General features: G+C 66.9%; 22 protein-coding genes. 13 read left to right on the top strand and 9 right to left on the bottom strand.

Annotated elements, in window-relative coordinates:
* The first annotated feature begins 10 nt into the window (after positions 1-10).
* The 4 genes from OG410_RS16770 (at position 11) to OG410_RS16755 (ending at position 3705) form a co-directional block, all read left to right on the top strand.
* Positions 11-811, top strand: a complete 801-nt coding sequence (locus OG410_RS16770) for an ABC transporter permease (protein WP_329299904.1) — start codon at positions 11-13, stop codon at positions 809-811.
* Between the two features lie 88 nt (positions 812-899).
* Positions 900-1745, top strand: coding sequence for an ABC transporter permease (locus tag OG410_RS16765; RefSeq protein ID WP_329304148.1), 846 nt, complete (start codon positions 900-902; stop codon positions 1743-1745).
* Positions 1746-1749: 4 nt separating this feature from the next.
* Complete coding sequence (locus OG410_RS16760; RefSeq protein WP_443063761.1) at positions 1750-2772, top strand: ABC transporter ATP-binding protein; 1023 nt, start codon at positions 1750-1752, stop codon at positions 2770-2772.
* A gap of 63 nt (positions 2773-2835) precedes the next feature.
* Positions 2836-3705 (top strand): DUF1707 SHOCT-like domain-containing protein, encoded by an 870-nt coding sequence (locus tag OG410_RS16755; RefSeq protein ID WP_329299903.1) that lies wholly within the window; start codon positions 2836-2838, stop codon positions 3703-3705.
* 116 nt (positions 3706-3821) lie between these two features.
* On the opposite strand, the gene OG410_RS16750 is transcribed toward OG410_RS16755, so the two are convergent.
* Positions 3822-5150 carry an SGNH/GDSL hydrolase family protein gene (locus tag OG410_RS16750; RefSeq protein WP_329299902.1) on the bottom strand — a complete coding sequence of 443 codons (1329 nt, stop codon included), beginning with the start codon at positions 5148-5150 and terminating at the stop codon, positions 3822-3824.
* A 227-nt stretch (positions 5151-5377) separates the two neighbouring features.
* Here OG410_RS16750 and OG410_RS16745 point away from each other — a divergent pair, with 227 nt between their 5' ends.
* Together OG410_RS16745 and OG410_RS16740 are read left to right on the top strand one after the other, a co-directional pair.
* On the top strand, positions 5378-6889 hold the full coding sequence (locus tag OG410_RS16745) for a DUF445 domain-containing protein (protein ID WP_329299901.1): 1512 nt from the start codon (positions 5378-5380) through the stop codon (positions 6887-6889).
* Positions 6890-7152: 263 nt separating this feature from the next.
* Positions 7153-7620, top strand: coding sequence for a hypothetical protein (locus OG410_RS16740; protein ID WP_329299900.1), 468 nt, complete (start codon positions 7153-7155; stop codon positions 7618-7620).
* 39 nt (positions 7621-7659) lie between these two features.
* Here the strand turns inward: OG410_RS16740 and OG410_RS16735 are convergent, their stop codons facing one another.
* Both OG410_RS16735 and OG410_RS16730 read right to left on the bottom strand, forming a co-directional pair.
* A complete protein-coding gene (locus OG410_RS16735) occupies positions 7660-8169 on the bottom strand; it encodes a levansucrase (RefSeq protein WP_329299899.1) in 510 nt (169 codons plus the stop codon).
* An 89-nt stretch (positions 8170-8258) separates the two neighbouring features.
* Entirely contained in the window at positions 8259-8810 is a 552-nt protein-coding gene (locus tag OG410_RS16730; RefSeq protein ID WP_329299898.1) for a hypothetical protein, read from the bottom strand.
* Positions 8811-9063: 253 nt separating this feature from the next.
* Here OG410_RS16730 and OG410_RS16725 point away from each other — a divergent pair, with 253 nt between their 5' ends.
* Positions 9064-10029 carry a GlxA family transcriptional regulator gene (locus OG410_RS16725; RefSeq protein ID WP_329299897.1) on the top strand — a complete coding sequence of 322 codons (966 nt, stop codon included), beginning with the start codon at positions 9064-9066 and terminating at the stop codon, positions 10027-10029.
* 128 nt (positions 10030-10157) lie between these two features.
* Here the strand turns inward: OG410_RS16725 and OG410_RS16720 are convergent, their stop codons facing one another.
* Positions 10158-10460, bottom strand: coding sequence for a hypothetical protein (locus OG410_RS16720; protein ID WP_329299896.1), 303 nt, complete (start codon positions 10458-10460; stop codon positions 10158-10160).
* Positions 10461-10603: 143 nt separating this feature from the next.
* Here OG410_RS16720 and OG410_RS16715 point away from each other — a divergent pair, with 143 nt between their 5' ends.
* Positions 10604-11296: a hypothetical protein gene (locus OG410_RS16715; RefSeq protein WP_329299895.1), complete on the top strand. Its 693-nt coding sequence runs from the start codon at positions 10604-10606 to the stop codon at positions 11294-11296.
* A 19-nt stretch (positions 11297-11315) separates the two neighbouring features.
* Here the strand turns inward: OG410_RS16715 and OG410_RS16710 are convergent, their stop codons facing one another.
* Both OG410_RS16710 and OG410_RS16705 read right to left on the bottom strand, forming a co-directional pair.
* Positions 11316-11537, bottom strand: coding sequence for a DUF397 domain-containing protein (locus OG410_RS16710; protein WP_329299894.1), 222 nt, complete (start codon positions 11535-11537; stop codon positions 11316-11318).
* The gene (locus OG410_RS16705) at positions 11538-12383 is read right to left on the bottom strand and encodes a helix-turn-helix domain-containing protein (protein ID WP_329299893.1); all 846 of its coding nucleotides are present in this window, start codon (positions 12381-12383) and stop codon (positions 11538-11540) included.
* Positions 12384-12602: 219 nt separating this feature from the next.
* On the opposite strand from OG410_RS16705, the gene OG410_RS16700 reads away from it, so the two are divergent.
* Positions 12603-13235: an ATP-binding protein gene (locus OG410_RS16700; RefSeq protein ID WP_329299892.1), complete on the top strand. Its 633-nt coding sequence runs from the start codon at positions 12603-12605 to the stop codon at positions 13233-13235.
* A gap of 64 nt (positions 13236-13299) precedes the next feature.
* Here the strand turns inward: OG410_RS16700 and OG410_RS16695 are convergent, their stop codons facing one another.
* Positions 13300-14205 carry a hypothetical protein gene (locus tag OG410_RS16695; RefSeq protein ID WP_329299891.1) on the bottom strand — a complete coding sequence of 302 codons (906 nt, stop codon included), beginning with the start codon at positions 14203-14205 and terminating at the stop codon, positions 13300-13302.
* Between the two features lie 239 nt (positions 14206-14444).
* On the opposite strand from OG410_RS16695, the gene OG410_RS16690 reads away from it, so the two are divergent.
* From OG410_RS16690 to OG410_RS16675, 4 genes are all read left to right on the top strand, one after another.
* On the top strand, positions 14445-15134 hold the full coding sequence (locus OG410_RS16690; protein ID WP_329299890.1) for a hypothetical protein: 690 nt from the start codon (positions 14445-14447) through the stop codon (positions 15132-15134).
* 25 nt (positions 15135-15159) lie between these two features.
* The gene (locus OG410_RS16685) at positions 15160-16599 is read left to right on the top strand and encodes a hypothetical protein (protein WP_329299889.1); all 1440 of its coding nucleotides are present in this window, start codon (positions 15160-15162) and stop codon (positions 16597-16599) included.
* A complete protein-coding gene (locus OG410_RS16680) occupies positions 16596-18422 on the top strand; it encodes a DEAD/DEAH box helicase (RefSeq protein ID WP_329299888.1) in 1827 nt (608 codons plus the stop codon). The genes OG410_RS16685 and OG410_RS16680 overlap by 4 nt, the downstream gene beginning before the upstream one ends.
* Before the next feature lie 145 nt (positions 18423-18567).
* Positions 18568-19917, top strand: coding sequence for a DNA cytosine methyltransferase (locus OG410_RS16675; RefSeq protein ID WP_329299887.1), 1350 nt, complete (start codon positions 18568-18570; stop codon positions 19915-19917).
* Here the strand turns inward: OG410_RS16675 and OG410_RS16670 are convergent.
* Positions 19849-20310, bottom strand: coding sequence for a very short patch repair endonuclease (locus OG410_RS16670; RefSeq protein WP_329299886.1), 462 nt, complete (start codon positions 20308-20310; stop codon positions 19849-19851). The two genes, OG410_RS16675 and OG410_RS16670, sit on opposite strands and share 69 nt — an antisense overlap.
* Positions 20311-20448: 138 nt before the next feature.
* Positions 20449-23442, bottom strand: a complete 2994-nt coding sequence (locus OG410_RS16665) for a Z1 domain-containing protein (RefSeq protein ID WP_329299885.1) — start codon at positions 23440-23442, stop codon at positions 20449-20451.
* Positions 23443-23488: the final 46 nt, after the last annotated feature.

Below are 23488 nucleotides of genomic sequence, written 5' to 3'. Positions count from 1 at the left end.
GGGACGGGTTGTGGGCACGGCGCGGTTGTACGCGGCTGTCGCGGGCAGCGGGTTCCGGCGGTACGCCACCTATCGGATCGCCACCGCCGCCGGTGTCTTCACCAACACCGTCTTCGGGCTGATCCTGGCGTACCTGTTCATCGCCCTGTGGGACAGCAAGCCGCACCTCGGCGGCTACGACCAGGCGCAGGCGCTGACGTATGTGTGGGTCAGCCAGGGGCTGCTGATGGTGGTCGCGATGATGGGCGGCGGCTTCGAGGACGAACTGATCGAACGAATCCGTACGGGTGACATCGCGATCGACCTGTACCGGCCGGCCGACCTCCAGATGTGGTGGCTCGCCCAGGACATGGGCCGGGCGCTGTTCCATCTGCTGGGCCGCGGAGTGGTTCCGCTCCTGTTCGGCGCGCTGGTCTTCGACCTGGCGCTGCCCTCGGATCCGCTGACCTGGCTCGCCTTCCTGGTCGCGGTCGCGCTCGGGGTGGCCGTCGGGTTCTCGATCCGCTTCCTGGTGGCCCTGTCCGCGTTCTGGCTGCTCGACGGAGCCGGGGTCGCGCAGCTGACCTCCATCGCGGGGATCTTCTGCTCGGGGATGCTGCTGCCGCTGAACGTCTTTCCGGGCACGCTCGGCGAGGTCGTACGGGCGCTTCCCTGGTCGTCGCTGATCCAGGCGCCCGTGGACGTCCTGCTCGGCACGGCGGATCCGCTGGGTACGTACGCGGTGCAGGCCGCCTGGGCGGCCGGGCTGCTGGCGGCCGGGCGGCTGGTCCAGTCGGTGGCGACACGGAGGGTGGTGGTGCAGGGTGGCTGACCCGGTGGAGCGGGGGACGGGCGTCGTGGCGGGTCCGGCGCGGGAGCGGGCCGTGGCCGGGCCGGTCCGTGGCACGGCGGTCCGGGCGGTGGACTTCGAGCCGTTCGAACGGCTCGGGGCGTACGAGCGGCTGCGGGACGGGCTGCGCGCGTACCGGCTGATCACCGCGATGTGGGTGCGCTCGACGATGGCCTACCGGGCGTCCTTCGCGATGACCGCCCTCGGGAACTTCGCCGCGACCGCCCTCGACTTCGTGGCGATCCTCCTGATGTTCTCCCGGGTGGACCGGCTGGGCGGCTACAGCCTGCCCGAGGTCGCCCTGCTCTACGGGGTGTCCGGTGTCGCGTTCGGGTTCGCGGACCTCGCGCTCGGCTCGATGGACAGGCTGGGGCGCCGGGTGCGCGACGGCACGCTGGACACCCTGCTGGTGCGTCCCGTGCCGGTGCTCGCGCAGGTCGCCGCGGACCGTTTCGCGCTGCGCCGGCTCGGCCGGATCACCCAGGGACTGCTCGTCCTCGGGTACGCCCTCGCCGTCCTCGACATCCACTGGACGCCGCTCAAGGTGCTGATGATGCCGGTGATGCTGCTCAGCGGCGCGGCGATCTTCTCGGCGGTGTTCGTGGCGGGCGGGGCGTTCCAGTTCGTCGCGCAGGACGCCTCCGAGGTGCAGAACTCCTTCACGTACGGCGGCAATACGCTGCTGCAGTACCCGCCGACCGTCTTCGCCAAGGACATGCTGCGCGGGGTGACGTTCGTTCTCCCGCTCGCCTTCGTCAACTGGCTGCCCGCGCTGTACGTGCTGGGGCGGCCCTATCCGCTCGACCTGCCGACGTGGGTCGCGTTCGCGTCACCGGTCGTGGCGGCGCTGTGCTGCGCGCTGGCCGGGCTCGCCTGGCGCGCGGGGCTGCGCGCCTACCGGAGTACGGGAAGTTAGGGGAATGGGTGTGGCCATCGCCGCAGACAGGGAATCGGCCGGTCCGGGCGGGGAACCGGGCCCGGGGGCCGGCTTCATCGAGCTGGACGGGGTCGAGAAGGTCTTCGAGGTGCGCAGGAAGACGGGGTTCCTGCGCGGTGAGCGGCGCCAGGTGCGGGCCGTCGACTCGATCTCGTTCACGGTCGGGCGCGGGGAGATGGTCGGCTACATCGGCCCGAACGGCGCCGGCAAGTCGACCACGATCAAGATGCTCACCGGCATCCTCACCCCGTCCGCCGGCCGGCTGCGGGTCGCCGGTCTGGACCCGTCCCGCGAGCGCACCCGTGTCGCGCGCCGGATCGGGGTCGTGTTCGGGCAGCGTACGACGCTGTGGTGGGATCTCCCGCTGATCGATTCGTACCGGCTCATGCACCGGATGTACCGGGTGCCGGACGCGCGGTTCCGGGAGAACCTCGACCGCTGTGTCGAACTCCTGGAGCTCGGGGCCCTGTTGGACGTGCCCGTGCGGCAGTTGTCGCTGGGGCAGCGGATGCGCGGCGACATCGCGGCGGCCCTGTTGCACGACCCCGAGGTGCTCTATCTCGACGAGCCGACGATCGGGCTCGACGTGGTCAGCAAGGTGCGGGTCCGGGAGTTCCTGCGGGATCTGAACGCCGAACGCGGTACGACCGTCCTGCTCACCACGCACGACCTCACCGACATCGAGCAGTTGTGCCGACGGGTGATGGTCATCGACCACGGGCGGCTGATGTACGACGGCGCTCTGAGCGGGCTGCACGCGGTGGGGGAGAGCGAGCGGACCCTGGTCGTGGACCTGGAGCGGGAACTGCCCCCGATCGAGCTGGAGTCGGCGCGGGTGGTGAAGGTGGAGGGGCCGCGTCAGTGGCTGGCGTTCCCCGCCGGCATGTCGGCGGCTCCGCTGGTGGCCCGGATCGCGGCGGAATATCCGCTGGTGGACCTTTCGGTACGGGAGCCGGACATCGAGGCGGTCATCAGCCGTATGTACGCCGGGAGGACGGTGCCGTAGGGGAGACCGCCGCGAGGGCGGGTTGGATAGCCCGCGGGCGGGGGACCTCGTAGGCTGCTGCCCATGACCGACGAACTCCCGGAGCTGCGTGCCTCCGACGCCGATCGTGAACGAGTCGCCGAACAGCTGAGGGACGCCCTCGCGGAGGGCCGTCTCGACATGGAGGAGTTCGAGGAGCGGTTGGAGGCGACGTACGCGGCCCGTACCTACGGGGAGTTGACGCCGATCACCCGCGATCTGCCGGGCGCGGTGGGGACGGCTCGGGTCTCCATGGTCAAGCAGCCTCTGGATGACGGCAGTTGGGGCTCTCGTATCGTCGGCGGCGAGGGCTCGTCCTCGTGGGGTGTGGCGGTTCTGTCGGGCTTCGAGCGCAAGGGCCGCTGGACGGTGCCCAAGCGCTTCAACTGCTTCGCTTTCATGGGCGGCGGCGAGATCGACCTGCGCGAGGCGAACTTCGCGGACCGTGAGGTCGTCATCAACTGTGTCGCGGTGATGGGCGGGTTGAACGTCATGGTGCCGCCGGGTGTCGAGGTCGTGGTCCGTGGCATCGGCGTCATGGGCGGCTTCGACCACCGCGAGGAGGGCCGGCCGGGCGATCCCGGCGCACCCCGGGTCGTCGTCACGGGCTTCGCCTTCTGGGGCGGTGTCGGCGTGGAGCGCAAGCTCACCCGTGCCGAGCGTCAGCGTCTCAAGGAGGAGCGCCGGCAGGAGAAGCTGGAGCGCCGGGAGGCCCGCAAGGAGCTCGACGGGTCGCGGGACGACGGTCTCGGTGACATGTTCGACGCGCTCGACGAGGCCCGCGACCTGATACGCGAGCGCCACGAGGAGCGCCGTGATCGTCATGAGGAGCGCCGCCTGCGCCACGAGGAGCGCCGGGAGCGGCACCGCGAGCGCCGGGAGCACCGCCACTGGCGGCGCGACGGCGATTACTGAACTCCGGGGCGCCGTCGGGGCGGTGGGCTTTTCGGCGGTGCTGTCCGGGCCGTCGGCGGATCACGGTTCGGCCTGAACCGGCGATGGATCACAGCTCCGCCGGGACCGCCGGCGGATCAGAGTTCCGCCGGGACCGATCCCTTCAGCTCCTTCAGGTCGAACACCTCGGCCATCCGCCGGAACCCCTTGTCGCTGGGGTGCAGATGATCGCCCGATTCGTAGTCGGGTCGCAGCCGGCGCGGGTTGTGCGGGTCCCGCAGCGCCGCGTCGAAGTCGACGACGGCGTCGTACACCTTCCCGGCCCGGATCTCCGCGTTGATGGCCTGGCGTACGGCATCCCGCGCGTCGGTGTAGCCGCGGTGCCCCTGGAAGGGCATCAGCGTGGCGCCGATGACCCGCAGTCCGCGGGCGTGCGCCTGCCGCACCAGGGTCCGCAGGCCGTCGGTCACGGTGTTCGGATCGACCTGGGCAGGGTTGCGCAGGATGTCGTTGACGCCGAGGTCGATGACGACGGCCTTGACGTTCGTGCGGTCGAGCACGTCACGGCGGAACCGGCTCAGCCCGCTGGGGCTCTCGGCCGGCCGGCCGAGTCCGGCGGCGAGGACCCGGTTCCCGCTGATGCCCTGGTTGACGACGCTGTAGCGGGGTGTGTCACCGGATTCGGCCGAGGCGCTCAGCCGCTCCGAAAGGACGTCCGTCCAGCGCCGGTTGGCTCCCACGGTGGAGGTGATGCCGTCGGTGAGCGAGTCGCCGAGGACGACGACGGTGCCCGTGGCGTCGTCGCTGAGCACGTCGAGTGCGGTCAGGTAGCGCCAGTACGGGCTCTGTTCGGTGTACGGGGCGGCGCTCACGTCCTCCGTGCGGTCGCCGTCGGCCACGTACGAGATCTGCCGGGCGTGCGGGTGGTAGGTGACCGGGCCGGACGGGGTCGGCGAGTACGTCGTGACGAGGATGTCCACGCCGTGCGGGATGCGCACGCGTACGGCGTCGCTCATCACCTGCTGGCCGGCCGGGATCACGACGGTCGTGGCGCCGCCGAACGTGAGGCGGCGCATGGTGTCGGCCGTGGCGGCGGCGTTGTTCGCGGTCGCGGCGACGGCGATCGTGGCGTGCGCGACGACCAGCGGCTGCTGCCCGTAGAGATTGGACAACGTGACGCGGGCACCCGTACCCCCGGCGGCCGTGTGCACGACGTTGCGCACGGAGCGGCCCGCCAGTCCGTCGGGCTCCGTGCCGGGCTCGGCTCCGACCGGGGAGGCGGACCAGGCGCCGACCCAGGTGCCGGTGGAGGCGGGGGCGGCGTCGTACGACGTGCGGCCACTGGCGACGGCCGCCTTGGCCTCGCTGCCGTCGTCCGCCGCGACACCGATGTAGATGGCGGCGGAAAGGACCATGACCAGGGCGAGGATCGCGGTGAGCAGGGCATAACCGTGACGCTTGGTCATGCGGTGCGTGTCTCCTCGGACGAGGGAGCCCGAGGCTCCGATGTGATCACTCCATGATGCGTCATGAAGTGCGAGGACTCCGACGTGCCCCCTAGGGGATCCCCGATCGATTCCCCATCCGAACAGACGCCGGGAACTCCTGTGTCGTTCCAGGAGTCGGTGAGGAAGAGAGGGAGAAAGGGACAATGGGTACGGTGCGTGACGTGGCCTGCGAACGGGTGGAGTGAATGGGACGCACGAATTCGGGTGAAGGGGACGGCACGAAGCGGCATGCCCGTCCCGGCGACACCGAGAACGCCGCCGAGGCTGTGAACACCGGAGAGGCTGCCGCGAAGGCCGCCGGCGCCACGGAGGCGGGGGACGCGCCGGACGACGGTGAGTCTGCCGCTGCCGCGAAGGCCGCAGAGGCGACCGGTGCCGCGAAGGCCGCCGGAGCCGAGACCGACCGGAGGTCCGCCGTGCCGCCGGGCCGGGCGATGAACACGTTCAGCCCCGCCGACGAGGAGAAGCGCCGAGGGGTGCGCCGGATGAAGGCGACCGCCACCGGCCTGCTGCTCTTCGTCGCCCTCGTCTACGTCCTGGCGAAATGGGCCTCCGGCGAAGGCGCGGGCGCCTGGGCCGGCTATGTCGCGGCGGCCGCCGAGGCGGGCATGGTCGGCGCGCTGGCCGACTGGTTCGCGGTCACGGCTCTCTTCCGGCACCCGCTCGGCCTGCCCATCCCGCACACCGCGATCATCCCCAAGAAGAAGGATCAGCTGGGCGTCTCGCTGGGCGAGTTCGTCGGCGAGAACTTCCTCTCCGAGGACGTCGTCCGCCAGCGGCTGCGCGCGGTGGGCATCGGCAGCAGACTGGGCACCTGGCTCGCCGATCCCGAACACGCGGACCGGGTCACGGCCGAACTGGCCGCCGCGCTCAGAGGCGCGCTGACCGTGCTGCGCGACTCCGACGTCCAGGCCGTCGTCGGGGAGGCGATCACCCGCCGCGCAGACGCCCAGGAGATCGCGCCCGGCATAGGGAAGATGCTGGAGAAGATCGTCGTGGACGGCGGCCACAAGCGGTTCGTCGACCTGGTGGTCTCCCGTGCGCACGACTGGCTGGTGTTCCACGACTCCCAGGTTATGGACGCCGTCCAGGGCGGCGCACCCGGCTGGACCCCCCGGTTCGTCGACAAGAAGGTCGGCGAGCGGGTCTACAAGGAGCTGCTCCGCTTCGTCACCGAGATGCGCGACTCCCCGACCCACCCGGCCCGCGGCGCCCTCGACCGCTTCCTCACCGACTTCGCCTCCGATCTGCAGTCCGACACCGACACCCGCGCGCGCGTGGAGCGACTCAAGGGCGAGGTGCTGGGCCGCGGCGAGGTCCAGGACCTGATCGCCTCCGCCTGGACGGCCGTACGGTCGATGATCGTGTCCGCGGCCGAGGACGAGCGCAGTGAGCTGCGGCTGCGCGTGCGGGCCTCCCTGCTGTCCCTCGGCGCCCGGATGGCCACCGAACCCAAGCTCCAGGCCAAGGTAGACAGTTGGGTGGAGGGCGCCGCGGTGTACGTCGTGACGACGTACCGCAAGGAGATCACCTCGCTCATCACGGACACGGTCGCGGGCTGGGACGCCGAGCACACGACCAGGAAGATCGAGGCGAACATCGGCCGTGACCTGCAGTTCATCCGGATCAACGGCACGGTGGTCGGCTCACTGGCCGGACTGCTGATCTACGTGGTGTCACGGGCACTGGGGGCGTAAGCGGGCGGAGCCGGGACCCCGGGCGGGGCTCGCTCGACGGAAGGGCACCCGGGCGAGGTTCGCTCGCCGGAGGGGGACCCGGGCGGGGCTCGTTCGACGGAGAGGGGCCTCCTGTCCGCGCTCGCGTTCCGGAGCGGCGCCTCCCCGATGTGCGCCACGGTGGACCGACCGGTACGAGAGGCCCGTACGAGCCCCTTTCCGGGTGACGGTTCTGAGTACGCGTACTCTGTCGCCGCACCGCCGGGCCCGGAACCCTCGTACGCATGACCGGGAAACTGCTCCGCCCCTTGCGAACGCGCCCCTGGCCGGAACGCTGGCTGACGCGTGTCCTCGGCGCCGCCCTCTCCTGCGCGGCGTACCTTCTCTGCCTCCCCTGGGACCTGCGCAACCGCCCCGAGACGCCGGGCTCCGTCGCGGAGACCACCCCGGTGACGGGTACCGGCGTCCTCGCCCTCGCCGCGATCCTGCTGCTCCTGGCGGTCCACTTCGGACTCCGGGACGCGCTGGCCTGGCCGTTGCTCCTGGTCGCGGCACCCCCGGCGACCCTGCTCCACATGTCGCTGCGGACCCATCCCGGCCCCCCGGACGGCTTCGCCCAGGTGTGGCCGCTGACCTGGGCGGCCGTCACGCTGCTCGGGGCCGCCGCCGTCCTGGTCACGAGCGCGGTGGCACGGCAGTTCAGGACGGACCTGGCGGACGCCCTGGAAGAGGAACTGGTCCTGGCCGGCTGACGGTGGGACACGCAGGCCGGCCGGGCGGCACCGGTGCGCTCACCGGCCGTAGAAGTACCGCGAGCCCTTCTCGTTGAAGTACGAGGCGTAGACGCGCCCGAGCACCGGCTTGCCGCGGTACATCCCCACGTACTGACGCGAACTGTCGACCACGACGGGCCGGGTCATACAGGCGAACTTGACCCGTTGCTGGGCCTCCGCCCACTGCACGGCGGCCGGATCGACCCGGTCGCTGACCAGCAGCGGGAAGGCGCCGATGCCGTTCTGGAAGCCGACGGGCAGACCGCCCTTGGTGTCCTTGGCGTACTTCATCACCTGGTCGGTGAAGCCGGAGACGGTCTGCACGGTTATCTCCGGGACGGCCGCGGCCACCGTGAACAGATGCAGCTTCGTCGCCATCCAGCGCAACCGGAACTCGGCCCGCCGCCCCACGAGCACGGGCACCCCGGCCCAGTCCTCCCACCGCGTGGCGCATCCGTCGGCGGTCAGCTGCCGCTCCAGGAAGGTCAGGTAGGTGCCCGGTGCGGATTGCTGCTGGTTCGCGTCCATGGCGGGGATCCTAGGGTCCCGGGACGCCGACCGGAACGGGTGGGCGGGGTTCCGGTCGCGGGAGCCGACGGGACAGGTCCTAGGCGGTCCTAGGCGCCCGTCGTGGACCCCGGCCGGATGATCATCAGGACGGTGACGGTGGCCCACAGCAGGTTGAAGATCCCGGTGAACATGGCGAGCCGGACGGTCGCCGCGCGGTCCACGGCCGCCTCGGCCGTCTCGGCAGTCTCGCGGAGCGTCCCCTCCTCGAGCACGCCTTCGGGGAGGGCCGCCTCCCCGCCACCCTGCTGAACCCCAACCTTCTCGGCCCCCTCCAGGATCGCGCTCTGCCGGGGCAGTACCAGTGCGGCGAGGACCACGGCCGCGGCCGCCGTCAACGCGATCGAGACGATCAGCCAGGTGTCGCCGAGTACACCCATGTCGCTCGCCGTGGCGAACCCGAACACGGGCACGACGACGCCCGCCACGGCGTACACCTGGCAGATGCGGTGCAGCAGCCGGGCGGTGGCGAGGGCGCTCGCGTCGTCCGGCGCTTGGAGAACCTTGCGCGCGGCCGGCGGGAACATGCTCGCGGCGACGGTGACGGGCCCGATCGCGACGATCGCGGCGATGACATGGACGGCGAGGAGGAACTTGGTCACGGGGTGACGCTAGAGGGCGGTCGGATCATGGAGAAGTGGCACTTTTGCCAGGAGCCAACGGATTCCGGCCAGCAGCCAGACAGGGCTTCCTGGTGCCAGACAGGGCTTCCTGGCCAAGCTCGTCGGTCGGGGGCGAGGGTGCGGGCATCCGCCCCGGGCACGCCCGCTCGTATGGTCGGTGCTGCGGACGGCACGACGTGGGAACCTGATGCACGGGCATGGCGAGAACCCGGCGTATGCATAGGCTCTGGCCATGCACACCGTGGCCGTACTGGCACTCGACCAGGTCATCCCGTTCGATCTCGCAGCCCCGATCGACACCTTCGGCTGGGCCCGGCTGCCCGACGGCCGCCCGGCCTACCGGACCCGGGTGTGCTCGGTCACGGCGGACGCGGAGGTGAGCGCGGGAGCGTTCACGCTGCGCGCCCCGTACGGCCTGGAGGCGCTGGCCGAGGCGGACACGATCGTCCTACCCGGCGTCGCCGACCCGTCCGCACCGCTCCCCCCGGGTGTCGCGGAGGCACTGCGGGCGGCGGCCGCGAACGGCACCCGGATCGCCTCGATCTGCGTCGGCGCCTTCGTCCTCGCCGCCACCGGCCTGCTGGACGGACTGCGCGCGACCACGCACTGGGTCGCGGCCGGGGAGCTGGCGGCCAGGCATCCGGCGGTGACCGTGGACCCGAACGTGCTCTACGTCGACAACGGCCAGTTCCTGACCTCGGCGGGCGCGTCGGCGGCGCTGGACATGTGCCTGCACATGGTCCGCAAGGACCACGGTTCGGCGGTCGCCGCACATGCCGCCCGGATGTCCGTGATGCCGCTCGAACGGGAGGGCGGCCAGGCCCAGTTCATCGTCCACACCCAGCCGCCGGTACCGGCGGGCACGACCATGGAGCCGCTGCTCGACTGGCTGGAGGAGAACGCCGACCGGGAGCTGACCCTGGAGGACATCGCGGTCCACGCCGGCATGAGCACCCGCACCCTCAACCGCCGCTTCCGTGAACAGACGGGCACGACACCGCTCCAGTGGCTGCACCGAGCCCGGGTACGCCGTGCCCAGTACCTCCTGGAGACGACCACGTACCCGGTCGAACGCATCGCGTCCCAGGCGGGCTTCGGCTCCCCGACGGCTTTCCGGGACCGCTTCAAACGGGTGGTGGGGACGAGCCCGTACGCGTATCGGCGGGCGTTTCGGGGGTCGGAGGAGCCAGCCTCCTGAATCATGGGCGTGGGTGTGACCCTGGGCAGGGAGGCGGCACTGGGCGTGCCCCGGTGCGTGGGGCCCTGGGTATGAGATGCCCCGGTCCGTGGGCCGGGCCGGGGTCTGAGCCGGGACCGGCGCTCGGCTCAGGCGCGTCGGTCGGCCACGGCCCAGGAAGCGATGGCCATGGCACCGGCGACACCGAAGACGGCGGGCCAGGCGCCCACCTTCTTGGCCAGCGGATGCGACCCGGCGAACGCGGCGACGTACCCGGCGGTCAGCACCCCGGCGGCCACCCCGCCGGCCTCCTGCTTCCACTGCCGCGCGGCGGTGACCCCGGCTGCGGCGAGCACGACCCCGCCGAGCTGCCGCTTCCTCGTCCACCGGGCGACGCCGTACCCACCGACAAGCCCCGCAGCGGCCACCATCGAGGCCGGTACCTTCGCCATTACTGCCTCCTTGTTCGTCCCCCGAGGCTAACCTCCGGTCCGGGCCCGACGGGCGCGCGGGTGGCCGTGGGCCGTCCGGCACCCGACAGCTGCTCGGGACGGCCCCTGACCCACTGTCGGTGGTACCCGCTTGGATGGGCCGTATGACAGCCCGAGACATCGCCGCCGTCCTGCCCGACATCGACTCCCTGAAGGATCTCTGCCGATCGATGGCCATGGCCGAGGCGATACTGAACCCGGACGGCGAGTGCTTCTACTCGTACAGCGCCGAGTGGTCCGAGACCGAGCAGGTGGCCTCCATGCGCAACGGCTCGGGCGACGAGTTCGACATCGTCTTCGCGCCCGTCGGGGCGTACATCCGTGGCTTCGACCACGAGTCCCCTTTGAGCCCGTACCGGCACGAGGACGGGCCTCAGCCCTGGCCGGGCGTGCTGGACTCGGTGCCCGAGGCTTTCCGCTGCTACGTCGAGGAGCCGGCCTTCACGGACGAGGACGGATGCCCTGTGGTGACGGCGTGCCTGTGGCGCGAAGCGGAGGCCCCGGCGTGGCAGACCGGCCGGATCACCTTCCCCGCCGATCACCCGGACCCCGACGGCTCGGCCCGGCTCTTCGAGCTGCTGCTCGCCCCGACCCCGGAGGCGTTCCAGGCGTTCGCCGAGGACTACTACGAGGTACCGGTGGACATCGAGGCACTTCGCCACATCTACGACCTGCACCCTCTTGGGCAACGGGACATCGTTGCCCTGAACCCGTCGGTCGGTGCCGAGACGGTCATCGCGGCGGCCAAAGCGATCGGCTACCCCCTCGCCGTCGACTTGAGGCCGGCTGCGGGGTGACTCCCTGCGCCGTCGGCGATCACTTCGCTGGTTCCGTTGCCCCTCGTTCGGGCAGGTGGCCTATGAAGGCCTGCCATACGGCGGTTGATACCGCGACGATGGGGCCACCCGTGTGTTTGGAGTCCCGTACGAGGACACCGCTCGGCGTGAAAGACGCTTCCACGCACTCGGTCGTGTTACCGCCGCTGTACGACGACTTGAACCAGGCAGGCTCGGAAACGGGCTGGAGGCCGACGGGCATTCACAACTCCTTGCGGGCGCGATGGATCATGGCGGAGGACGCCTCCATGTCCAACGCTTGCGCGCGCAGGTACTCGAACGCAAGTCTGTATCGCTCCAGTTCCTCGTCCTTTTCCAGGAACAGGGAACCTGTATGGAAGTCCACATACGTGACGTCGAGTGCCGGTTCGACGCCACCGATGATCACAAAGCTCCCGAGCGCGGCGGCATGAGCTCCCTTCGAGAAGGGCAGCACTTGAAGCGTTATGTGCCGTGACTCGCTCGCTTCGAGCAGGCGGTCGAGCTGCTCCCTCATGGCCTGCGGCGACCCGACTACCCGGCGGATAACGGACTCGTCGAGGATCGCCCACAGCTGCAACGGCTTCGACCGGGCGAGGATCTCCTGCCGTCTCATGCGGATATCGACCAGCCGCTCGATCTCGGCTGGCTCCAGGGGTACTTCGTTCGCCTTCTGCAGCGCGGTGCTGTACGCGCGTGTCTGCAGGAGGCCGGGAACGTAGACGCAGGAAAAGTGACTCTCGCGTACGGCCTCGTCCTCAAGCGTGAGCAGCAGATTCATGCTCTCAGGGATCGAGTCGGCGAAGGAACTCCACCAGCCTTGCTGCTTGGCGTCCTTGGCTAGTCCGACAACGGCTAGACGCTCAGCGTCACTTGCTCCGTACTCGCGGCACAGAGCGTCGACAACGATCCACTTGACTGGCCCGGCCTGAGTTTCATATCGGCTCACCGTCGCCTTGGATACGCCGACAACCTGTCCGGCCTCTTCGAGGGTCAGGCCCTTACGTGTGCGCAACTTGCGCATCATCGCGCCTAGTTGACGGCGGCGGGTTGTGGTCCGTTCGGGCATGAGGCTCCTTTGCTATGAGCCGGGTGGCCGACCCGAGGATCTCAACAGGCTAGGCAACTGAGAGGTGGCCCCGCCGTCAGATTCACCCGATGGATTCTTGTGAGAAGTTACACAGTGAGACTTCTCCATGCCATGCTCGTTCGGAGCTGCTACGCAATGCAGTCGTATGGATACGACAGGCGCAGCATGTGCGTGGCGCGGGAGGGAGGAGTCGGAGCCATGTCCGGCTACAAAGTCACCGAATCGCGACTCCGTAGTGTTCTGCCTTTCGAGGCGGCGCCGGCGGAAGTGCACTTGCTGCGGAGAGCCACTGTCAAGCAGTTGAGCCGATGGGGGACACCTGTCGCCGTCGATGAGGCGGAGCTGCTGGTCGCGGAGTTGGCCACTAACGTTGTCAAGCATGTCGGGAAGGGTGCATCCGCGACCTTGATCCTTGAGTGGACAGGTGAGCGGCTGAGGCTCGAAGTGCACGACAAGAGTCCGGTCGTGCCATCGCTCAGAACTGCGGGCTGCGATCAGGAGTGCGGCCGTGGCCTGCACTTGCTTGCCTCGCTGGCTATTGAATGGGGCACTGTACTGACGGCGGCCGGCAAAGCGGTCTGGTGCGAGATCGGGCCCAGTGCGGATCGCGCACGCCTGCGCGTTGAGCGAGCGGTCGAAGCCCTTGAGCGCTACCAGGGGATGGGCGGGGGGCTTCATCCGGGAGGGAAAGCGTGGAGGAGCAGACTCGAAGAGTCCGCAATCGAGCTCATCTCTGATCTCCTGCACTGGACTGCGGACCGAGGCCATGATCCGGACGAACTCCTCGACCGCGCCCAGATGTACTACGAGGCGGACGCTGCGGCAACCTAAGCGTAAGTTGCCGCTCTGTGGCCCCTTCTCCGTGGAGCGAAGGGTGCGCATCAGATGCCGACGGTCATCTGAGTGCTGCCCGCAGCATGGCGCCGGCATCTTCTGTGGCGCCATGCTCGTGGAGTACCAATGTGACATGCAGAACGTCTTGGTCGTTCTGGTCTCGGCCGTAGATGTGGATCACGTTGTCGGCAAGCTTGTCGTCCTGTTGCTGGCGGAGCAGGAGCAGCAGGGTGGCCATCTCGCGAGGGCTGAGCGCTTCCGTGGTCTGACGTAGAAGGGTCAAGGCCACATCGGGCCTGCCGTTCCTGCCTAGCTCTCCGGCCTGCTCGGCGAGGCGCCGCGCCGCGGACGTATCGTTCCGCATCCGCTGCCGGTCCCCCCTCCGGCGGGGGACCGGCAGCGGAGCGGACGTCGCCTGAACGGCGAGACGCCCTCGCAAGCCGGCTCTGGCCGCCTTCAGTTTCGCGATGACGGCCTTCTGTTCGGCCACATCACTTCGCAGACCAGCCAGTTCGGCTACGCCTTGCCTGAGTGTCTCGCACTCGTCGTTCGCCTCTTTCAGTTGACGAGAGAGAGCCTCGATTTCTGTGGCGTGACCGCAGTCCTTGCTCCGTTCGGCCAGGACTGCGGCGTGGAGATCCTTCAGTTTCTCCAGGCTGACGCTGACAAGCGTTCTATTGCCAGCGTCAGCGCATGCTTGCTTGTAGAAGCTCTCCACAAGCTGCAGACCTGGGACGGTATCTCCGCTGAGGAACCGGGACAGGGAACTTTCGCTGCAGCCCAGATGCGCGGCTGCCGTTGCCTGAGTGACTCGGTTCCTGGATGACTTGTCAGGAGTCAGGTAGCGGCAGATCTCCTGCAGAGCCTTGGCCAGGGCTTGCCTGGCGGGAGGAACGTTGCTGCGGAATTCCTTATATATCCAGCTTTGTTCCGTACGGCCTTCCGTAACTATGCCTGTCATGGGCATGCAATCAAGCCTCCGGCTCGAGAAGCGTCTGCAGGTCTAGCAATTGTGCATCAGCTGGCCTGAGTTGAGATTCTTGCGAATTCTGGAGCAAGAGTTCTGGCGCTGGACTTTTATTTGAGCGTTGGTGTCGACTAGAGGAACCGCCTGACAAGCGAGGGCGTGAGGCTGCGTATGGGCTGTTCGTGCTCTTTGGCGGTCTTGTGTGTCATGCGTGCTGTACGACTGACCGGAGGCGATAGATGACGCTGCCGTCGTGGCAGGACAAGAAGCTGGGAAGCATGGCCCGGGCCGCGCTGTGGCTGGTGACCGTTGTGGGTGAGGGCAACGTCTTCACGAAGCCCGCTCTGCGTGAGGCTTTCCCTGACGTGGCGCAGATCGACAGGCGGATCCGGGAACTACGGGTTCATGACTGGCGTATTGACACGAGCCGCGAAGACCCTGAACTGAAGCAGCAGGAGCAGCGGTTCGTGACGCGGGGCGCCGACGTCTGGATCCCGGGCCAGTCGAAGGCGCCCAAGCATAAGAACAGCCTCACGGCCACTCAGCGTACGAAGATCCTCCAGGGGGACAACTACCTGTGCCGTACCTGCGGTATCGCGGCGGGCGAGGAGTACGGAGACGGCGTTGAGCAGGCGCAGCTGAACGTGGCTCGCCGCAAGGTGCTTCTTGCCGACGGAACGGTGGAGCATCAGCTCGTCACGGAGTGCAGGCGCTGCGGCGCCGGGGGTACTGACCGTGAGGTCGACCAAGGCGTCGTGCTGGAGATGGTGGAAGCCCTGTCTCCTGTCGAGCGCCTGACCCTGGCCGGCTGGCTGGCCGCCGACCAGCGCACCTTGAGCCCGCTTGACCGGCTCTGGGGCATTCTGCGGACCCTTCCGGAGGAGTCCCGGAAGACCGTGGCGGATGCGCTCGACGACATGGATGACTAGGCGAAGTACGGGACGGAGAAAGACGATGCTGCGGGAGTTCCCGCCGCCGCCTCGGGCGGCCGAGTTCAGCGAACTTATCAAGAAGAAGGTCGAGGAGATCAAGGCCGCTGGTGGCACCAGGGAGACGGTCACGATCGACTGGAATGAGCAGCAGGCCCATGTGGAGGTCATCGACCTGCCGCTCAGTGGGCTCTACTTCAATCCGGGAACGCACCGGATCCGTGCTCAGCGGAGCCACGACGCGGCTCAGGACGAGGCGCTGGAGAAGGACCCGTGGGCCAGGGAGAGCCAGGACTATCTGAAGTTCTTGCTCATGGCGTCGCCGACCGATCCGAACCTGCGTGATCCGGAGTTCGACAAGCTGCAGGAGAGCCTGAAGCAGTTCGGCCAGAACGACCCTGGTCTCGTGACGCACCAGGGCATTCTGGTGAACGGCAATACACGGGCCGCCGCCTTGCGTGGGCTAGGCGTGCAGTCGATGCGCGTGGGCGTGCTGCCAGAGTCGTTCACGTGGGCCGACATCAACGCTGTGGAGCTGTCTCTCCAGCTGCGCAAGGATCACCGCCGGGACTACTCGTACATCAACCGGCTCCTTGCCATGGAGGAGCAGGCTTCCCTGGGGCGGACGCCGGAACAGATCGCCAAGGAATTCCGCATCCAGGTGAAGACCTACCACCAGGAGCGCTGGATCCTGAGCACGATCCGGGAGCTGATCGACCGCAGCAAGAGCGGGGGTGGCGTGGCGCTGAAGCTGGTTGACTGGGAGGGTGCCCAGGAGAGTCTGAAGGAACTTCACCGTCTCTATCTGAAGCTGGAGTCTGTGGACCGTGACCAGGCCGAAGTCCTCAAGGAGTTCCGCCTGGCTGCGATTCTCCTCGATTTCTCCAAGACGGATGTCCGGCACATCGACGAGGTTTTCCTCAAAGAGGGATTCCTTGACCGGGCCCTGCCGACCGCTCTGGCTGCGGATGGTTCCAACGCGGCGCAGCCGGACGTGGTGTCGATTCCAGGTTTCGATGACCTCACAGTTCCGGCTGCTTCCTCGGCCGTCTCCGAAGCCCGGTCCCTGAACGACCGGATTCTCCGCGCCACGGCTGCTGTCCGGAGCATGAACCCGGAACTGCAAGACAGGGCCAAGGCTCAGGGACAGTCCGTGCTCGATGACGCCAGGACTGCTTTTGATGAGGCAATCGACGCCGCCGGCCGCAGCGCCCGTCTGCGGAAGCGCAAGCAGATGGCGCCCGCCCGTCTGGCAGAGGCCTGTGCGAGCATCGACCAGTGCGTCATGGACCTGGTGCAGGCTCGTACCTCGCACAGCCTGGATGAGGAAGCCTTCGACGAGGCTGTTCTGAAGCTCCGCGGCAGTCTTCGGAAGCTTGCGCAGCAGGCCGGCCGTAGTCTGTCTGCCCCTGGCGACGGTGTGGCCTGGCTGCTGGAGGCCGTGACCGTGGAGGACTCTCGGTGAGTGGCAGTACGACCGAAACGTCCCTGCGTCTGGGATTTGACGAGACGCGTACGCGTGTCGTTCTGAGGACGACTGACCCGTATCAGCAGGATCTTGTCCAGCTGGCCGCCCGTTTTCGTACGGGCGGCCAGCTGGGCCCGCTCACCGCGTCGGTCGCCCTTGATGAACTGCTCGCTGATCTCGCTGTTCTTGGCGGCTGGCCGCATCGCGAGGGAGTGGAGTGGGCTCCTGAACTACGGAACCTTGTGTCTGGCGTTGTCAGGGATGCCAACACGGTTAAAGAGCGGCTAGCCGGCGCACAGCCGCAAGGTGAGGTCACCCCGGGCGATGTCGTCAACCTGCTGGGAGACATGTGGGAAGCCTCGCTCGGCTCGCTCAGCGAGTTCCAGCTGCGTGACATCGCGAAGCTGCTTTCTCTCCAACACGGGGCCAACTTCAGCGTTCCTGGGGCGGGCAAGACCCGCGTAGCTCTGGCAGTGTACGCAGCGCAGCGGGAACAGCGGCGCGTGAGCCGGGTACTGGTCGTCTGCCCCAAGTCGGCCTACGAGTCATGGCGCTATGAGACCGCAGTGTGCTTCCGCTATCCGCTGCGGACGCACGTCCTCGACGGGTCGATGGATCAGTGGGCAGAGGTACTGATCGTCAACTACGAGAGGCTGGACCGTTCGCTGCCCACGCTGGCCAGCTGGCTGAAGGCGGCTCCATCGATGATCATCCTGGACGAGGCTCACCGGATGAAGCTGGGCGCGCGAGGTACGTACGGTGCCGCGTGCATGGCGCTCGGACCGCTCGCCGAGCGGCGGATGATTCTCACCGGTACGCCGGCCCCGAACGGTTCGAAGGACCTGGAGAACCTTCTGGGCTTTGTCTGGCCGGGGCACGGGCAGCGGACCGTGGTTCAGGCCGTGGCAGGCGGGGACCTCGCTCATGCCAGCTCTGTTCTCCGGCCGCTGTTCACCCGGACGACGAAGCATGAACTCGGCCTCCCTCCGGTCCACCTCAGGATGCGGTACGTCGATATGCCGCCCCTCCACAACGAGATCTACAGCTCGTTGGTGGGAGGCATGAAGGGCGGGACCGCGAGGGACGATCTCAGCTCTCTGGGCAAGACCGCGCTGCGGCTGTTGATGGCGGCTACGAGCCCTGCTCTGCTCCTTGAGGGCGGCACCCGTTATGAGCCGCTGGCGTATCAGCTGCCGCCACTGAAAATCCCGCAGGGCAGCTCTCTCTATTCGCTCATGCAGAATCTGCCGGACTACGAGCTGTCGCCTAAGTACAAGGAAACGGTGGCGATCGTCGCCGAGAATGCGGAGCGGGGCCGTAAGACGCTGGTTTGGACAACTTTCGTCCGAAGCCTGACGACACTGGAGCAAATGCTGGGGAAGTACAGTCCTGCGGTCGTTTTCGGCGGTACGCCCGACAGGGATGAGCAGCTGAGGCGCTTCCGTGAAGATCCGAGCTGCACGGTGCTGATCTCAAACCCGGCGACCCTGGGGGAGGGCATCAGCCTGCACCACGTATGCCACGACGCTGTGTATGTGGACCGCGACTTCATGGCAGGCCGGTTCCTTCAGAGCCTTGACCGGATCCATCGCCTTGGCCTCGCACCAGGCACGGACACTCGGGTCACCGTGCTGGCTGCCCGGAACACCATCGATGAGGTGGTCGCAGTGCGCCTCGAAAAGAAGTTGGAGTTTATGGGGAAGATCCTCGATGACCCCACTGTGCAGCAGCTCGCTGACCTGCAAGAAGAACCATCGGTCGCGGCAGGCCTGGCGCCGGGTGACATTGAGGCGCTGCTGCGACACATGGGCCGCAGCTAGTTCTTCAGCAGGTCTGGGTGTGGGCGGGGGCCCCAGTTTCGGCCGGGAATCTGTGGTAGTGCGAGACTCTTGAGGTTAGGAGGCGGCGCGATCGCTGCCTCTGCAAGACTTGGCACCGCTTTTCAGTCATCCCGGAAGGAGCGCTATGCGCCCCAGCGGCCGACCGCGTCCGCAGTTCACCACACCGCTGACCTCGGTAGAGATCTGCGCGGGCGCAGGCGGGCAAGCCGTGGGTCTGCATGACGCAGGTTTTGATCACCGCGCGCTCGTCGAGTGGGACGCCCACGCGGTGCGCACCCTCAGCGCGAACGTGGGCGGGTGGCCGGGCTGGACGCAGGAGCGGGCGGACGCCCTTGAACCGATGGATGTGAAGGAATTCCTCGGTTCGAAGGTACACGCGGACCTTCGCCTTAAGGAAGGAGATCTCGATCTCCTGGCCGGCGGAGTTCCCTGCCCGCCTTTCTCCTTGGCGGGAAAGAGGCTCGGAAAGGATGATGAGCGGGATCTTTTTCCCGATGCCTTGCGCATTGTCAGGGCTCTCAAGCCCAAGGCTGTAATGATTGAGAATGTCAGGGGAATCCTGGAGCCGCCAGAGGTTTTCATTGACTATCGAAAATATATTCTGAGTGAGCTGCGGGAGTCTGGCTACGAAGTTCCGGAAGTTGAAGATCACTGGCTTCCCGAGAAGCAGGATCTGGAGATGAGGAGCGTCTGGAGGAGGCTCGACGCAAGAGATTTTGGGGTTCCTCAGTTGCGCCCGCGTGCAATCCTCGTCGCTATCCGGAAAGACGTCCTTAGTGAAAGCGGGGCCGATTTTGTTTGGCCTCGTCGACTCGAGGGGCCACAGGCTACGGTCCTTGGGGAGCTCCACGACAGTATGAAGCTCCGCTGTGAGCAGTTCTGGGACAAGAACTGGAAGGGTGAGAAGGCGAAACCTGATCAGCGTACGGGAGAGCAAGTTTTCGAGAAGTGGGTCACCGACGCCTCGAAGGCCGTAGAGTTCGGAAAATGTGTGGCACCCACGCTTGTAGGAGGGTCGAAGAAGCACGGTGGAGCTGACCTGGGGCCAACGCGAGCAAAGCGTGCCTGGTCAGACCTCGGGATTGACGCCATGGGCGTCGCTAATGACCCTGAGCACTGTGACCCTGAGCGCGATCTGTTCCGTGCGGCCGGGCCGATGCTGACGGTCGAGCAGGCCGCGACCATCCAGGGGTTCCCCGACGGGTGGAAGTTCCAGGGGAAGAAGACAGCGAAGTATCGACAGGTCGGAAACGCCTTTCCCCCTCCGGTGGCGGAAGCGGTAGGGAGGGCAATTGCTGCCGTTCTGCGCCCCGATCACCGAGATGAACTTCTTGAGGCGTATGAAATGGACAGGCAAGGCGGTGAAACCAGTCAAAACGCTGCTGAGCAGATGTCGCTTCCTGTGTCAGGGGTTCCGCGAATCCGCTCGGCGCGTAAGGACCGTCGCGGCGATTATGTCAGCACAGGTTCCTGACGGCTCATGTTCCCAGAACCGGAGCACGAGCCACCCAGCTTCCTTGAGCCGCTGGTTAGTATCACGGTCGCGCTGCATGTTGCGCACGACCTTCTCTGACCAGTAGCCCGAGTTCGTCTTGGGCGGCACGTAGTGTTCGGGGCACCCGTGCCAGTAGCAGCCATCGACGAAAATAGCCACCTTTGCCGGACGGAACACCATGTCAGCCGTCCGGCGAAGATCCGGCAGCGGACGCGCGGACACGCGGTATCGCAAGCCTTGAGCGTGTACTAGCCGCCGGATCAGCCACTCGGGCTTTGTGTCACGGCTGCGGATCGCCTGCATGTTGCGACGGCGGGCTGCGGACGAAGCCCAGGAGCCTTCCGGTGCTTCCCACTGCGGATCATCGGCCACGTCTCAGAGCCTAGACCGAAGCGGGCTAGCGCAGAGCATGCGGGTCCGTTGCCGACTGGTATTGCGAGAGCCCCCTTGCCTTGGCATCAAGGCCGGCCTGCGACTGCGGGCCGACCTTGATGCTCAGAGAATCAAACCTCAGGACGAACCCGAGGGAATCGTTGCCTCATGGGCGCGCGAGTTCTTGGCACGGAAACGCACCAGACGACGGTCTGTGCTCGCTGCCGAAGCCGGCGGGATCAAGGTGAAAGCCATCACAATCTTCGACGGGTCGGCGGCGCCGCTTCGGACGACTGCCTGCACGTCGCTGTGGCTGTCTCCCTCCACGACGGGGTACAGGAGCATCACTCCCGTCGTTGCCCCGATCCCGGCGCCGTGAACAGGCTGGGCCTCCGGCGACGAGGACGCCCCGTTGATCAGGCGTTGAGCTGCAGTGCGATGTTCGACGCTGGCGATGCGGCCGAAGGAAATCTTGCCGGTCTGCCGGGTTCGTCGGACGAGAGACAGCGGCAGTGAACCGAGCACGCTAGCCTCCACACGTGTGCTAGCGGCCAGACGAGGTGAAATGAGCAGCCAGTCGTCGACCTTGGCGAGCGTGCCGTCAAGCTGCCTGAGATAGGTCAAATGAGGGTCGAAGTGCCCTTCGCGCTCCCATTCGAGCTGAGAGAGCGCGCTGACAAGCTCACTGTGAGAAACCGTGCCCGTCAGCGCCTCGAAGGTCCGAGTGAGCGAACTGGAGTCATCCGGTGGATTGCTGAATGTCGTCGGGGATGCGTTGAGCGAGTTCAGCAAGGTACGCCAGCGCTCAGTATTCCGTTTCAGAGTCGCGTTGTTCACGGGGTACGACGCGGGTTCAATGGGACGGCCAGGAGAGCGGATCTCCACCAGCTCCGCGTTGAACATCTTGTTGCGGGCCGAGGGTCTGATCCAGGGCAGGTGTTGTGCCACGAGCGGCGGCACCTGCATAGGCGTGAGCTGAGGCTGTCCGTCGACTACCACGGCGTACTGGGCCAGCTGCTCCCGGAACGTCTCCTCGTCGCGGCAGATCGCTTCGTAGGCCTCGTACAGATCGGCGTACCGGTCGCGGCCGAATGGCTCCTCCCGCCCGATGTAGAGACGGACCAGGTCTCGGTAGCCAGGCCGGAAGCCGAACCAGCGTCCCATCTGCATCAGGGTGTCCGCCTGCTGCGTGGTGCGCCGGTAGTAGGTGATGGTCAAGCCCTCCACGGTGAAACCGCGAGAGAGTTTCGTTCCGCCCACAAGGATCTTCCAGACGTGCGGCGTCCGGTCGAAGTCGAGGTTCAGCTGGTCGAAGTAGCGGTCTGAGTCGCCGTTGACGACGATGACCGGCTGACCGCCCGAGCCGATGCGGTGATGTGCTGTGTGCACATAGGTGCGCAGTTCCTCATAAGTGGTGGGAGCGGGGAGATCTGAGGCGCGTGCCTCACTGACCGGAGCAAAGTCCGAAGCCCACAGTGCGGCAAGACGTTCATGCCCGGCGGCTGAGCTATAGCCCGCCTGATGCCACATGGAGTTGATGAGCAGCGCGAGATCCGCGTGATCGTCCCTCCGTACCGACTGATGAGCGAGCATCGTGTGATGCCGGAACGGGCCGTCTGGGACGCCGTGGTCGGCCCGGTACAGCTTCAGCGCGCCAGACAGGACGAAGGCGTCCATGGCTTCCTGCAGACGGTCCCCGGTCGACTCGTAGACATCTCTGATATGCGCCTTCTCCTGGGAGTTGGCGTACGTGCGCTCCTCCTTGGGTATCGCCGAGTCCAGATCATGGAAGTCCTGGGCGCCCATGTACCCGGAGGGACGAGGAAGTGAGATCAGGAAGTCACTGGGGAAGATGTCCTCATCGTCACCAGGATCGATGAAGACGTTGGCGAAGGGCGTGGCCGTGTAGCCCACATATTGCGCGCGCGGAAGCAGCTTCAGGAGCTGAGAGATCAACCCGTTGATGGACGTTCGTTCCGTGCTGCCCTGTTCCCACTTCTTGGGATCCAGGGTGTTCACGGACGCTTGGTCTGACTCGTCATCGATGATCAGGGCAGGCAGCTCTCCGAGCAGTCCGTGGATCTGCTTGAGATCCTTGACGAGTTTGGTCAGAACGGACTTGTTCTTCTTCACCACCAGGATGCGGGCGGCCGCGTGGTGGAGGTTCGCTTCATCATGCAGCGGACGGGTCGGTTCACGCTTCTCGAACTCAAGGGCCCGGATACCTTGTGCCAGGCTCTTGTAGTCGTTGTCCCGAGTCGTGAGCCGCTCGATGTCGAAGGCGCCGAGCACGGACGGGCGTGCTCCGTGCTGAACGAACTCGTGCCAGTCCGAATCGTCGTCGCCGATATAGTCCACGCCGACAAGGGAGTCGAGGTCCGTGATATCGGCGCCCCGCAGGATGTTCTCCTGCCCGATCAGCTCCATGTCGAGACGGCGCTGAGTCTGGGCGCGCAGCAGGTTGAGGGTGCCGCCCAGCACAATGACGAGGCGGTAGCCGGCGTCGATAGCCTTGGCGGCGACACCAGTGAAGTTGGCAGTCTTCCCTGACTGGACATATCCAATGACCAAGCCCTTTGCCTGCCGGGCCGTCTCTTGCTCCGGATCGGTGAGGCGTTCGACGACTGCCCGGCTCGCCTCGTCGAGGCTTGCGACCGCTGCGTCGGACCAGCCCTTGCCACGGAGTTTCTGTTCGTACGACGTCCAGTAGAAAGAGCGGGCAGCTGCGCGCTTTGGGGTGTACCAGGGGGTGAACTCACGTGTGATCACTGTGGGGCCCGGGATCTTGGCCACTGGTACGGCGTGGTCCAGCGCCTTCCGCAGGTCACTTCCGAACTGGAGCCGGTCGTACACGGCTGTACGCCGTTCGTCGGTGCGAGCGGGGATAGTCAGTGACCACTGAGGATCCTCAGCGAAGTCCCAGGCTGTGAGGTGGCGACTCCACAGAGCGCTGAGGGCCTCGTGGCCGTCGGCGAGATAAGCGTGAAACAGGTCCTCGCTCAGGTCGGCGTCCGGATAGTCCTCGTCTGCGGCAAGGGCGGCCCAACGCGCAAAGTGCCGGGGGATGCTCCCCATTCCTGCCAGGGCATGGGTATGAATCTCAAGGAGCGCGGTGGCTGGGGTGTCACTCATCTAAGGTCCTCAGTCCGGATCAGTGGTCAATCGGGATGGCTGTGCC

The sequence above is a fragment of the Streptomyces sp. NBC_00659 genome, from assembly GCF_036226925.1.
Lineage (GTDB): Bacteria > Actinomycetota > Actinomycetes > Streptomycetales > Streptomycetaceae > Streptomyces.
This window is presented reverse-complemented; position numbering and strand designations above follow the sequence as displayed.